At 69.7% G+C, this 12,701-nt stretch carries 12 protein-coding genes; 3 read left to right on the forward strand and 9 right to left on the reverse strand.

The window, feature by feature from the left end; genetic code table 11:
• The first annotated feature begins 16 nt into the window (after nt 1-16).
• Nucleotides 17-1,174, forward strand: a complete 1,158-nt coding sequence (locus tag ABD104_RS04090; protein WP_279818629.1) for an iron-containing alcohol dehydrogenase — start codon at nt 17-19, stop codon at nt 1,172-1,174.
• On the opposite strand, the gene ABD104_RS04095 is transcribed toward ABD104_RS04090, so the two are convergent.
• The 9 genes from ABD104_RS04095 to ABD104_RS04135 form a co-directional block, all read right to left on the reverse strand.
• Nucleotides 1,156-1,902, reverse strand: coding sequence for a GntR family transcriptional regulator (locus tag ABD104_RS04095; RefSeq protein ID WP_165963221.1), 747 nt, complete (start codon nt 1,900-1,902; stop codon nt 1,156-1,158). The genes ABD104_RS04090 and ABD104_RS04095 overlap by 19 nt on opposite strands.
• A gap of 86 nt (nt 1,903-1,988) precedes the next feature.
• On the reverse strand, nt 1,989-2,591 hold the full coding sequence (locus ABD104_RS04100) for a class I SAM-dependent methyltransferase (protein WP_132980053.1): 603 nt from the start codon (nt 2,589-2,591) through the stop codon (nt 1,989-1,991).
• 27 nt (nt 2,592-2,618) lie between these two features.
• Entirely contained in the window at nt 2,619-2,714 is a 96-nt protein-coding gene (cydX, locus tag ABD104_RS04105) for a cytochrome bd-I oxidase subunit CydX (protein ID WP_087841421.1), read from the reverse strand.
• Nucleotides 2,715-2,734: 20 nt separating this feature from the next.
• Complete coding sequence (gene cydB / locus ABD104_RS04110) at nt 2,735-3,889, reverse strand: cytochrome d ubiquinol oxidase subunit II (protein WP_087841420.1); 1,155 nt, start codon at nt 3,887-3,889, stop codon at nt 2,735-2,737.
• Nucleotides 3,890-3,892: 3 nt separating this feature from the next.
• Nucleotides 3,893-5,482 carry a cytochrome ubiquinol oxidase subunit I gene (locus ABD104_RS04115; protein WP_279818625.1) on the reverse strand — a complete coding sequence of 530 codons (1,590 nt, stop codon included), beginning with the start codon at nt 5,480-5,482 and terminating at the stop codon, nt 3,893-3,895.
• A gap of 16 nt (nt 5,483-5,498) precedes the next feature.
• Nucleotides 5,499-7,184, reverse strand: a complete 1,686-nt coding sequence (locus ABD104_RS04120) for an amino acid ABC transporter ATP-binding/permease protein (protein ID WP_279818624.1) — start codon at nt 7,182-7,184, stop codon at nt 5,499-5,501.
• On the reverse strand, nt 7,181-8,908 hold the full coding sequence (cydD, locus tag ABD104_RS04125) for a thiol reductant ABC exporter subunit CydD (protein WP_343927210.1): 1,728 nt from the start codon (nt 8,906-8,908) through the stop codon (nt 7,181-7,183). The genes ABD104_RS04120 and cydD overlap by 4 nt, the downstream gene beginning before the upstream one ends.
• Before the next feature lie 148 nt (nt 8,909-9,056).
• A complete protein-coding gene (locus ABD104_RS04130) occupies nt 9,057-9,368 on the reverse strand; it encodes a hypothetical protein (protein ID WP_087841416.1) in 312 nt (103 codons plus the stop codon).
• Nucleotides 9,369-9,506: 138 nt separating this feature from the next.
• A complete protein-coding gene (locus ABD104_RS04135; protein ID WP_087841415.1) occupies nt 9,507-10,118 on the reverse strand; it encodes an NAD(P)-dependent oxidoreductase in 612 nt (203 codons plus the stop codon).
• A 318-nt stretch (nt 10,119-10,436) separates the two neighbouring features.
• Between ABD104_RS04135 and egtD the strand changes: the two genes are divergently transcribed.
• Complete coding sequence (egtD, locus tag ABD104_RS04140) at nt 10,437-11,432, forward strand: L-histidine N(alpha)-methyltransferase (RefSeq protein ID WP_279818622.1); 996 nt, start codon at nt 10,437-10,439, stop codon at nt 11,430-11,432.
• Nucleotides 11,429-12,700, forward strand: a complete 1,272-nt coding sequence (gene egtB, locus ABD104_RS04145; protein ID WP_279818621.1) for an ergothioneine biosynthesis protein EgtB — start codon at nt 11,429-11,431, stop codon at nt 12,698-12,700. The genes egtD and egtB overlap by 4 nt, the downstream gene beginning before the upstream one ends.
• Nucleotide 12,701: the final 1 nt, after the last annotated feature.

Raw genomic sequence — 12,701 nt, forward strand, 5'->3', positions numbered from 1 at the left:
ATTCGGGAGCCCGAACGTGGACAGGTTCGAATTTTCCACCGTACCGCAGCTGATCGTGGAGCGGGGCGCCGCGCGTCGCTTGGGCCGGCTGCTGCGGGACCGTCATTCCGCCATGCGCCTGTGCCTGGTCACGGACCGGTTCCTGCATGCCAGCGGACTGCTGGCGCCCGCGCTGGCCGATTTGCGGGACCACGGCTGGGAGGTCACCGTCATCGACGACGTGGTGGCGGATCCACCCGATCATGTGGTGGCGAAAGCGGCCGATCGCGCGCGCGATGCCAGGGCGCAAGTCGTGCTGGGCATGGGCGGCGGGTCTTCGATGGACGTGGCCAAGCTCATCGCCGTGCTTTGCGGCTCGGCCCAGCCTCTGGCCGAGATGTATGGCATAGGCAAGGTCGCCGGTCCGCGCCTGCCGTTGATCCTGATGCCCACCACGGCGGGCACGGGTTCCGAGGTGACGGCGATCTCGATCGTGACGACGGGCGAGACCAGCAAGAGCGGGGTCGTCTCGCCGTTGCTGATGGCAGACCTGGCCATCCTGGATGCCGAACTGACCGTGGCACTTCCGGCCGCCGCCACGGCAGCGACGGGCATAGACGCCATGGTCCATGCGATCGAGGCCTATACGTCGGCGCGATTGAAGAACCCCTTGTCCGACATGCTGGCCCGGCGCGCCATGCAATGGCTGTCGAGGAATCTGCTGCTGGCCTGCCGCGAACCCTCGAATCTGGATGCGCGCGAGGCCATGCTGCTCGGGGCCATGCTGGCCGGGCAGGCGTTTTCCAATGCGCCCGTCGCGGCGGTTCATGCATTGGCCTATCCCCTGGGTGGGCATTTTCACGTGCCGCATGGACTGTCCAATGCCCTGGTCCTGAACCACGTGCTGCGTTTCAATCTCCCTGCCGCGCGGCCGCTGTACGCCGACTTGGCACGCGTGGTGCAGGCAGAGTATGCCGGCGCCGATGATCTGGCGGCGGCGGATGGCTTCATCCGCTACATGGAAGAGCTGGTGCGCGCAACCGGCATTCCCCGTTCGTTGCGCGAAGTGGGCGTGGCGCAGGCCGATCTTCCCATGCTCGCGCGCGATGCCATGATGCAGCAGCGATTGTTGGTCAACAATCCGCGGCCGGTGTCGGAAGAGGACGCGTTGGCGATCTATCGAGCGGCGTTCTGATCCACGGGGGACGAGGCGCGTTCGAGCAGCGCGAACTGGGCCGACCGCAGGTGGCCATGCATGACCGCGCGTGCCCATTCGGGGTCGCGCGCGGTGAATGCATCGATCAGTTCACGATGATGCTGGAAAGTACGCGCCAGGCGCGAGCGGTCGTAGCTGCGCCGCGTCAGCAGGATGATCTTGATGTCCACGCCCTTGGTGCGCATGGCCAGCAGCCGCGGGTTGCCGGCGGATTCGGAGATGCGCGCGTGGAAGTTCCGGTTCAGCGGGGCGATGCGGTCGAGGTTGGCGGGACTGATGTCCGGGCCGCGTGATTCCATCTCGTCCTGGATCTCGTGCAGCTCGGCCAGCGTGGCCGGGCTCATGCGGGTCGCGGCCAGGGCGGCCAGTTCCGATTCGATCAGGATGCGCACCGCGTAGAGATCCCGGATTTCCTGGGTGGTCCAGGTTCGCACGGTGGCCCCCGCGTTGGCGCGCAAGATCAGCAGGCCATCGGCCACGAGCAGCCTGAGCCCTTCGCGTACCGGCGTGCGCGATAACCCCAGTGCTTCCGAAACTTCCTTTTCCGTGATGCGCGCGCCCTCGGGAAACCGGCCCGAGATGATGCCGTCCCGCACGTAAGCGTAGGCTTGCTGGACGGACGGGGCCCGCGTGGTCAGATCGGAGGACAGCGAATACGTATCGGACGAGAGCGTCGGTACGGACGAAGATTTCGAAGTAGGGGACATGCGCGCGGCAGCCAGGCTTGGTGCAACAACTATAGCGGATATGCCGCCAGGCATGGGGCGGCTGGCATGGGCCGGCGTGCCGCAGATTAGGCCGCGCGCCGGCCCACGTAGCGGGTAACGAAGGCCGGCCCGCGGTGCCCGTCTCCTTCGTCCAGTTCCACCTCGCCTTCCCAGCCGTGCACTTCCTCGAGCAGGCCGGCGAAGTCCGCGCGTATCGTGGCCAGGTCGCTCAGCATGTCGACGTCACGGGGACCGCCGCTCCGGTAGGCCAGCTGGCGCGGGTGGAAGGATTCCAGGACCAGCCAGCCGCCGGGAGCCAGCGCGCCCGCCAGGCGACGGTGGGCGTCGGCCCGGAAGCCGCTGGGCAGGTGGACATAGATCAGCACGACCGCTGCACAGGTGGCCGGCGGCGGTGTCCAGGCGGCCAGGTCCGCGTTCAGCGTGGTGATGGTGACGCCGCGGTTCGACGCCAGGGCCAGCGCCTTGTCCAGTCCGACCTGCGAATTGTCGACCGCCAGCACCTGGTGTCCGCGCTCGGCCAGCCACACGCTGTTGCGGCCCTCGCCATCGCCGGGCAGCAGCACCCGGCTACCGGCCGGCAGGCGGGGTTCCTGCTCGGCCAGGAAGCGGTTGGGCGCGGTTCCGTACTTGTAGCCAGGTTCGGAAAAGCGTTGATCCCAAGTCTTCATACCGCTCGATATCTCCGATAGGGGGACTTACTCGTCTTGTTCCCTGAGTTCGTACCACATGGCGTTCAGGACGGCGAAGGTCGCCGCCAGGCCCAACCCCAGTATCCAGGAAAAGTACCACATGCTCGTTCCTCCCAGGTGTGTCAGTAGGCGTGGTTGCCGGGTTCTTTCAGGGACGCTTCGTCGACCTTGCCCCACAGGACCCGGTAGACCCAGGACGTGTAGGCGACGATGATCGGGACGAAGATGGCCGATGCCACCAGCATGATGAACAGCGTCAGGTGGCTGGACGAGGCATCCCAGACGGTCAGGCTGGCCCGCGGGTCGGCGGACGACGGCAGCAGGAACGGGAAGATCGAGACGCCCACGGTCAGGATGATGCCCAGTATGGCCAGCGAGCTGGCCAGCAGCGCACCGACCTCGCTGCGCACCCGGAGCAGCAGCAGGGCCAGCGCGGAGCCGGCCAGGCCGGCGGCCGGTGCGAGCATCAGCCACGGATGGGCCGCATAGTTGTCGAACCAGGCGCCCGTCGCGGTTTCCGCCGTCTTGCGCAGCGGATTGGAGGCGCCCAGGGGATCGATGGCGCTCGTGATCCGGTACCCGTCCACCCATGCCCACAGCGCGATGCCGCCCAGCGCGAACAGCAGCAGCGTCAGGAACGCCGCCGCGCTGCCGTAGCGGCGCGCGCGCTCGGCCACCTCGCCGCTGGTCTTCAGGACCAGCCAGCACGCGCCTTGCGTGGCCAGCATGGCCACCGATACCAGGCCGCACAGCAGGGCGAAGGGCGACAGCAGTCCGAAAAAGCTGCCGTCGTAGAAGATGCGCAGATCGCCGTCGAGCCTGAAGGGCACGCCCAGCAGCACGTTGCCCACCGCCACGCCCAGGATCAGCGAGGGCACCAGGCCGCCGGCGAACAGCGCCCAGTCCCAGACCGCGCGCCAGCGCGTGCCTTCGCGCTTGCTGCGGTACTTGAAGCCCACCGGCCGCAGGATCAGCGCGAACAGGATGGCGAACATCGCGAGATAGAAGCTCGAGAAGGACACCGCATACAGCGGCGGCCAGGCGGCGAAGATGGCGCCGCCTCCCAGGATCAGCCACACCTGGTTGCCTTCCCACACGGGGCCGATGGTATTGATGACCACGCGGCGCTCGATGTCGGTGCGGCCAACGAAGGGCAGCAGCATGCCCGTGCCCAGGTCGAAGCCGTCGGTCAGCGCGAATGCGATCAGCAGGATGCCCAGCAGCGCCCACCAGATCAGGCGCAGCACGTCGTAGTCGATGAGTGTGTGCAGAATCATGGCTTACTCCTGGGCGGTAAGGCGTTGGGACAGGTGCGGGGCCACGAGCCGGACTTCCGGATCGGGGTCGGGTTCCACGCCCTTGCGAATGGCGCGCAGCATCAGGCTCATCTCGACGATGAACAGCACGGTGTAGAGCGCGGTGAAACCCAGGATGGTCAGCAGTACCGTCTCCACGCCCAGGTCGGAGACGGCGGCGGCGGTGGGCAGCACGCCTTCGATGACCCACGGCTGGCGGCCGAACTCGGCCACGATCCAGCCCATCTCGGCGGCGATCCAGGGCAGCGGGATCGAGAACACCGCGACCTTGAGCAGCCAGCGGTGCGCGTCGAGCCGGCGGCGGGCCGACATGATGAAGAACGTGGCCGTCAGCAGGATGAAGAAGAAACCCAGGCCGACCATGATGCGGAAGGACCAGAACAGCGGCAGGACCATGGGCACGGTGTCCCAGGCGGCCTGGTCGATCTGCGCGGCCGTGGCCTGGCGCGGGTCGTCCAGGTAGCGCTTGAGCAGCAGGGCGTAGCCGAGGTCGCGGCCGTGCTCCTCGAACGCGTCGCGGTCGGCAGGCGCGATGGCGGCGGAGCTTCCCGCCGCGCGTATGCGCTGCAAGGCGTCGAAGGCCACGATGCCGCTGCGTATGCGGTCCCGTGCGTGGTCGACCAGCGTGGTGATGCCGGGGATCTCGGTGGTGAGCGAGCGCGTGCCGATCAGGCCCATGACGGCCGGGATGCGGATGGCGTAGTGGGTCTCGCGCGCCTGCTGGTCGGGGATGCCGACGATGGTGAAGGGAGCGGGCGCGGGCTCGGTTTCCCACATGCCTTCGATGGCGGCCAGCTTCATCTTCTGGTGCTCGGTCGACAGGTAGCCGCTTTCGTCGCCCAGGACCACCACCGACAGCGCCGAGGCCAGCCCGAACGAGGCGGCCACCGTCATCGAGCGCTTGGCCACGTCGATGTGCCGGCCCTTCAGCAGGTACCAGGCCGATACGCCCAGCACGAACACCGAGGCGGTCACGTAGCCGGCCGATACCGTGTGGACGAACTTGGCCTGTGCCACCGGGTTCGTCAGGACGGCGAAGAAGTCGCTGACTTCCATGCGCATGGTCTCGGGATTGAAGGCCGAGCCGACGGGGTTCTGCATCCACCCGTTGGCGATCAGGATCCACAGCGCCGAGAAGTTCGATCCCAGCGCCACGCACCAGGTCGCCACCAGGTGGCCGACGCGCGACAGCTTGTTCCAGCCGAAGAAGAACAGGCCGACGAAGGTCGCTTCCAGGAAGAAGGCCATCAGGCCTTCCAGCGCCAGCGGCGCGCCGAAGATGTCGCCGACGTAGTGGCTGTAGTAGCTCCAGTTCATGCCGAACTGGAACTCCATCACCAGGCCGGTGGCCACGCCCAGCACGAAGTTGATGCCGAACAGCGTGCCCCAGAATTTGGTCATCTGCCGCCAGATCTTGCGCCCGGTCATGACGTAGACCGTCTCCATGATGGCGATGACGACCGACAGGCCCAGCGTGAGCGGGACGAAAAGGAAGTGGTAGAGCGCCGTCAATGCGAACTGCAGGCGCGAGAGTGAAACGATGTCGAGGTCCATGGTGCCAGCTTCCTCCTCAGTCCGGGCGCAGGGTGTGAAGTTGATGATCGAAGGCGGGAGTGCCGCGGCGCAGGTCGGCGGCCACGATGCCGGCGGCCAGCACGACGATGCGGTCCGCCAGGGCGGCCTCCCGCCTGATATGGGTGGCGATGAGAAGGGTCCGGCCATGGGCCTGTCCGGCCAATCGGTCGACCACGTCGCGCGCGGTCGGCGCGTCCAGCCCTTCCGTGGGTTCGTCCAGCAGCCACAGCCGCGTGGGGCGCAGGAACAGCCGCGCCAGCGCGAGCCGGCGTGCCTGTCCGGCGGACAGCCCCAGGCCGCCTTCGCCCAGCCGCGTATCCAGGCCGGCGGGCAGGGCGGCGATGGCCTGGTCCAGGCCCGCGGCCCGCAGCGCGGCCCACAGCTCGTCGTCGCTGGCATCGGGGCGGGCCAGGCGCAGGTTGTCGCGCACGCTGTCCTGGAACAGCTCGGTGCGCTGGGTCAGCAGACAGGAGGCGGGGGCCTGGACCCGCCCGCCGGAGGGCAGCCGTTCGCCCGCCACCAGGGCCAGCAGCGTCGACTTGCCCGCGCCGCTGGGGCCGACCACCGCGACTCGCTCGCCGGGCCGGACCACGAGCGTGACATCCGCCAGTGCCAGGCCGGCGGGCAGGCCGGGCCGGCTTTCGTGGCCCAGGCTGGCGTGTTCGAGCCGGATGTCGCCGGAGGCGGCGCGGGGCGGGGGCGCGGCGGGTGCGTCCAGTCTTGGCGCCAGGCGGCGGATGGCCAAGAGGGTGCGGCCCAGCTCCAGGATTCCCCGCCGCAGCGGCGTGAGCGGTTCGGCGCTTGCCAGCACGAGCAGCAGCGCCAGCGCCGCCACGGGGGCGCCGATGGCCGAGCCGGCCACCAGCAGGACACAGGCCGCCAGCGTGGCGCCCATGGCAAGCGTGCCCGCCATGGCCTGCAGGAACCCGCCTTGCGTGTCGGCGCGGTTGATGGTGTCGTCGGCGGCGGCCAGCCGGTGTTCGGTCCGTGCCAGCAGCCGGCATCGCTGCGCCAATTGGCCGGCCATGGCCAGTTCGGTCTGGCCGGAGACGAGGTCGATGGCCTGCGCACGCAGGGCTTCGAGCGCATGGGCGCGGCGGCAGGCGGCGCGGCGGCTGCGGCGCATGGTCCAGGCCAGTATGCCGGCGCCGGCGGCCAGCAGCCAGCCGGCCATTGCCAGGCCCAGCGGCAGGCTGATCACGCCCAGCGTGACGCCGGCCAGCGCGATGGCGGCACAGGCGGCCCCGGCGGGAACCAGCACGCGCAGGTACAGCGCGTCCAGCGCGTCGGCGTCGGCGGTCAGGCGGAACAGCAGCCGGGCCGGCCGGGCGAGCAGCTTGCGCGCGGCCTCGGGCCGGGCCCAGCCCGCGAACAGCCGGGGACGCAGCGCGGCGATGACCGCCAGCGCCGCATCGTGGGTGACGACCCGCTCGCCATAGCGGGCCGCCGTGCGGACCAGGGCCAGCAGCCGTATGCCGGCGCCGGGAGTGAACACGTCGAACGCCAGGGCGGTGCCGGCGGCCAGTCCTGCCAGCGCGGTGGCGGTGATGAACCATCCGGACAGGCCCAGCAGCCCCATGCCGGCGAAGACCGTCAGCGCGGCCAGCGCGATGCCGCTCCACAACAGGCGCCGCCGGCCGGCGAAGAACAGCCGCAAGACGGCGCCAATGGAGGCCTTCATGACGCGGCCTCCATGACGTCCAGCGCGGCCAGGTCCATGCCGGCCGGCGCCGCGCGCGGGGGGGCCAGGTCGATCACCCGGTCCATGCGCGAGGCCAGTTCGGGGTCGTGCGTGGCGACGATCAGGGTCTTGCCCGCGGACTGCGCCAGCAGCCGGCGGGTCAGCTCCCGGGCCGTGGCGGCGTCCAGGTGGGCGGTGGGTTCGTCGGCCAGCCACAGGTCGCTGCCGGGCGCGGCGACTGCCCTGGCCATTGCCAGGCGCAGGCATTCTCCGCCGGACAGGCCGGTGCCGGCTTCGCCCAGCGGGCGTCCAGCTTCGCGTCCCGCGAGCAGCTCCAGGGTCGCGGCCCGCAGGGCGCGGTCCACCGCCCGCGGGTCCACGTCCGGGCGGCCCAGGGCGACGTTGGCGGCCAGCGTACCGGCAAAGACATGCGGCTTCTGCCCTATCCAGGCCATGCGTGCCCGCAGACGCGGCGCGTTCTGGTCATCCAGCGCCACGCCGTCGATGAGGACGGCGCCGGACTGGGCCGGCACGAGGCCGGCGATCAACGCCAGCAGCGTCGACTTGCCCGCGCCGCTCGGTCCGACGATGGCTACCCGCTCGCCCGGGGCCACGCGCAGGTCCAGGCCGTCGATGACCGGTGGCGCCGAATCGGCGTGCGCGAAGCGCAATTGGACGAGTTCGACGGCGGGGGGAGGGCGACGGGCGGGCGCGTCGTCCGGCGAGGGCAAGGGGAGGATGCCGCCCACCAGCTTCGTGGGCGCGGCGGCGAGCGCCCGCAGCGCCTCCAGCGCCGCCCGGCCCGCGGCCCGGTCATGCCAGGCCGTGGAAAGGTCGCGCAGCGGTTCGAAGAAACTGGGGGCCAGCAGCAGGACGAAGAGCCCCTGGCCGAGGGAGAGCGGACTGCCCCAGGTGCCGAAGGGCAAGGTGCCCAGCAGGTGGAATCCTACGTAGACCGCGACCATGGCGACCCCGATGGCGGAAAACAATTCCAGCACCGCCGAGGACAGGAAGGCGATGCGCAGTACCGCCATGGTACGCGTATGCAGTGTTTGTGCAACGTATGCCAGCCGTCCGGTGGTGGCGTCGACGGCGTCCAGCGCACGCAGCGTGGCCAGCCCGCGCAGGCGATCCAGCAGGAAGGCGTTCAGCGTGCCCATCTCCGCCAGGTGGGCCTGGCTGGCGCGCTGGGCGCGCCAGCCCACCAGCGCCATGAAGACCGGGATCAGCGGGGCCGAGGCCAGCAGGACCAGCGCCGCGACCCACGACAGCGGCGCGACGGCCGCCAGGATGGCCAGCGGCACGACCAGTATCTTCAACTGGATGGCGGGATAGCGGGCCAGGTAGGGCAGCGCGGCATCGGCCTGTTCGGCCAGCACGCTGGCCGCGTGGCCGGCGGCGGGGCGGCGCTTGTCCAGCGGGGAACCGCTTGCCAGCGCGTCGACCGCGGCGGCACGCAGCGCCGACAGGCGGCTCCTTGCGACCTGGAAGCTCAGGCGCGTTCCCCACGCATCGCACGCCGCGCGCAGGGCGCCGGCAAGCAGGAAGGCCGCGGCGGACACCAGGCCTGCGGCCACGTCGCCGGGATCCGCCGCCATGCGCTGCACCGCCGCGGCCAGGATGCCGGCCTGGGCCAGCCACGTCAGCGATCCGGCCAGTTGCAGCCAGTCGCCGGGGGAGGGGCGAAGCGCGTCGCCGGAGCGCGCGCAGGCGGGGCGGGACAGGGGCGTACTCCCGTTGTACGTTGGGCTACGCCTAAGGTATCAGTGCTCGGCCGTACGTGACAATGATCTACGTCAAGTCGCGACATTCGGTCGCGCCTTCGGGGGCGGCCGGCGGCAAAAAGAAACGGCCCCGTCCAGGGGCCGTCGTTCAATCGCGGTAGCCGTGGCGCCGGTAGTGGCGCTCTTCGCGGTAGCGCTCGCGCTCCCAGCGCCGCTCCTGTTCCCAGCGCCTTTCCCGCCAGTACGGGTCGTAGGGCACGTAGCCGACCGGCCCGGGGATCACCATGACGGGGGGAGGCGGGGGCACGTAGACCGGCGCGGGGGCCACGTAGACCGGTGGCGGGCCATAGACGATACCTGGTATACCGATGCCTATGGATACGCTCACGCGGGCCTGGGCCGTCGCGCTGACGGCCAAGAGGGCCGCGGCCATCAGCCCTGCCATTGCCAGCCGTTTCATACAGATTCTCCGAAACTGCGATAGTCCGACTGTAGGGGCGATTTCCGGCCGGCGGTTTGTGCGGGCTGTTGCAATCGTCGCTACATGTAACGGCCCCGGGGCGGGCGTCGCGGTTCGCGTTGCCCCGCCGCGACGCCATCAGTATCCGACGGTGAAGCGCCGCCCCGTATGCGCGGGCTTTTCCACTTCGTCCAGCATCGCGATGGCGAAGTCTTCCATGGAGATCCAGCTGCGGCCGTCCGCCGCGGTCAGCAGCGTATCGCCGCCCAGGCGGAACGTGCCCGTGCGCTCGCCCGGCGTGAACAGCGCCGAGGGCGACAGGAACGTCCAATCCAGGTCCTTCTCGGTCCGCAGGGCGTTCAGCCAGTCACGCCCGGCCAGCGCCTCGGGCTTGTACTCGGCCGGGAACGTCGGCGTGTCCACCAGCGCGATTCCGGGAGCCACCTCCAGGCTGCCGGCGCCGCCCACTACCAGCAGTCGCCGCACGCCGGCCTGCCTGACGGGGCCGAGGACGGCGGCCAGAGGCGAGGTGGCGAAGCGCACACTGCTGATGACCGCGTCCTTGCCGCGCAGGGCGTCGGCCAGCTTCGCGCCGTCGGCCAGGTCGACGTCCAGGGTCTCCAGGCCGGGGCGTGCGGCGAGCTTCGAGGCGTGGCGGGCGAGGGCGGTGACGTGGTGGCCGCGGGCCAGGGCTTCGTTGACGAGGCGGCTGCCGACGTTGCCGGTGGCGCCGAGGATGGCGATGTTCATGGAAACTCCTTGATAGTGAGGGGACGGAGGGAAACCGTCGCGACAGCCATCAGCTTAGGGGCTGTCCCATGAGGGAAAAACAGGGGTGGCCGCCATAGTTTGTTTCGGTTTACGGTCAAATGCGGGCTCCTTTCGCAGCGTCGTAGGCAAGGGTTACATCCCATTCCTGTTCCCCGGGAAGCGACAAGCGTATAGATAGGGCCCATGTCCGACGGCCGCGGCCGGGCATTGCGCTTGCTACGGCCCGGGGCGGACACTCTGCCGCTGTCCCCCAAGGAGCCCATATTGACCACCATGCTTCGAGGTCCCGCGCACAGAATGGCCGGGAACGACACCGCCTTTTCGATGGAAGGCGCGCCGTCCCCCGGGCGGCGCGCCGATACGGCGCCGCTTGACAATCGCGCGGCGGAACTGGCCGCCGGCCTGCGGGATGCGCAGGCCCATATCGATCCGAAGTTTCTTTACGACGCGCAAGGGTGCGTCCTGTTCAACGCCATCTGCGAACTCGAGGAGTACTACCCGACCCGCACCGAGCGGGCCATCTTCGAGGCCCATCGTCCGGCCATCGCCCGGTCCCTGCCGCGCCGCATCCAGTGGGTGGACCTGGGCTGCGGAGATTGCGCGAAGTCCCGTTCCTGGCTGGCCCACGTGGACGCCTGCCGATATCTGGGCGTGGACATCGCCGCCGACTGCCTGCGGCACGAGGTGGCGGCGCTGGGGCGCAAATTCCCCCAGATCGCCTGCGTGGCCGTGGAGGCGGACTTCTCGGGCGACCTGGACCTGCGCCGCCACCTGGTCGATATCGAGGAGCATCCGCCGGTGTTTTTCTACCCCGGATCGTCCATCGGCAACTTCGATCCGGAGCGAGCCGTCGCGCTGATGGCCGCGATCTGCCGCCAGGCCGGTCCGCGCGGCAGTCTGTTGATCAGCGCCGACCTGCGCAAGGACAGGCGCGTGATGGAGCGCGCCTATGCCGACGACCTGGGCGTGACGGCGGCATTCAACCGCAACGTGCTGCGCGTATGCAACCGGGTGCTGGGCAGCGACTTCCAGCCGGCCGAGTTCGACCATGAGTCGCGCTTCGACGATGGCCACGGCCGTATCGAGATGCGGCTGCGGGCCCGGCAGCGGCAGCGCGTACGCTGGGGGACGTCGGAGCGGATATTCGAGGCAGGCGAGGAGATCGTGACCGAGCATTCCTACAAGTACACGCCGGCGCAGTTCGATGCCATGCTGGCGCAGGCGGGTTTTTCGGTGCGCAACATGTGGACCGATCCCCGTTCGTGGTTCGGCGTTTTCCTGGCCCAGCGATGAACGCGCGCGACGATGTGTTCGTTCCCGAGTTGCTGGCCCGCCGCGTGGCGGCCGTGCGCGAGGCGACGCTGGCCCTCCTGGACGGGTTGACGCCCGAGGACTGCATGCTGCAGTCCATGCCCGAGGCCAGTCCGGTCAAGTGGCACGTCGGCCACGTCGCGTGGTTCTTCGAGACCTTCGTGCTCGAACCGTGGCAGCCGGGCTTCAGGCCCTTCGATCCCGCCTTCCGCGAGCTGTTCAACTCCTACTACGTGGGCGTGGGCGAGCGGCATCCGCGCGGCCAGCGGGGGCTGCTCTCGCGTCCGTCGCTGGACCGGGTCATGGCCTACCAGCAGTCGGTGCTGGAACGCCTGCTGGCCTGGATGGACGATGACGCGCCGCCGCGGGCGCTGGCGCTGGTCGAGCTCGGCCTGCATCACGAACAGCAGCACCAGGAACTGATCGCGACCGACCTGAAGCACCACTTCTGGCACAACCCTCTGCTGCCCGCGTGGCGGCCGGCCCGGGCCAAGGAACCGCCGTCGGAACCCGGGCCGGCGGCATTCCTGCGCTATGACGAGGGACTGGCGGACGTGGGGCATGCGGGCGAAGGCTTTGCCTTCGACAACGAGGCGCCGCGGCACCGCGTGTGGGTCGATGCGTTCGAACTGGCGCAGCGCCCGGTCTCGAATGCGGAATACCTGGCCTTCATCGAGGACGACGGCTATGGCCGGCCGGACTTGTGGTTGTCCGACGGCTGGGATGCGCGCGTGCGCGGTGGATGGGACATGCCGCTGTACTGGATGCGGCGCGACGGCCGATGGATGTGCCATACGGTGGCCGGGCCGCTCCCCATGGACCCGGCCGAGCCCGTCTGCCACTTGAGCTATTACGAGGCCGATGCCTATGCCCGGTGGGCGGGCGCCCGGCTGCCGACGGAACAGGAATGGGAAATCGCGGCCGCGCGGGCCATGGCCGAAGGCGCCGGCCTGCCGGCCGATGGGGACTTCGCCGAGTCGGGGCTGCTGCATCCAGCGCGGCTGCGCGCCGATGCGCCCGGTTTCCTGGGCGGTGTCTGGCAGTGGACGCAAAGCGCCTACCTGCCGTATCCGGGTTTTCGTCCCGCCGCCGGCGCGGTGGGGGAATACAACGGCAAGTTCATGATCAACCAGATGGTGCTGCGGGGCGGGTCCTGCGCCACGCCTCGCAGTCACATCCGTGTCACGTACCGCAATTTCTTTGCGCCTGGCTCGCGCTGGCAGTACGCCGGCCTGCGGCTGGCGCGATAAG

This window comes from Pigmentiphaga daeguensis, from assembly GCF_039523035.1.
GTDB lineage: Bacteria > Pseudomonadota > Gammaproteobacteria > Burkholderiales > Burkholderiaceae_B > Pigmentiphaga > Pigmentiphaga daeguensis.